This is a genomic window from Salmonella sp. SAL4457 (assembly GCF_046548235.1).
GTDB lineage: Bacteria > Pseudomonadota > Gammaproteobacteria > Enterobacterales > Enterobacteriaceae > Salmonella > Salmonella enterica.
In genome coordinates, this window is record NZ_JBGDZO010001517.1 from 1 (window position 1) to 228 (window position 228).

1 protein-coding gene is annotated in these 228 nt (G+C 57.0%); it reads right to left on the reverse strand.

From position 1 onward, the window contains the following. Positions 1 to 228 (reverse strand): ADP-ribosyltransferase (locus tag ACLJNW_RS29270; RefSeq protein WP_410962178.1); only part of this gene is annotated, 228 nt, incomplete at both ends.

A 228-nucleotide genomic window follows, 5' to 3' on the forward strand; every position in this document is an offset into this window, starting at 1 on the left:
TTGTTATAGAGAATCTCTTTTTCATTCTTGTAGTTCGATATCCCGCTGACATCGATTCCGGACCTGCCGAACACGGTGGATATCGTGCCCTGCCCGAAGCTCCTCGCGACACCGGGGTTCAGGGAGGTGGAGAGATAGCCGTCGTCGTGGCCAACCTTGCCCTCTTCCACGGCGTTGAAGGCATCCCCGCCACGGGTGCCACGGAAAGTCTTCACTACCTGTTCAGCC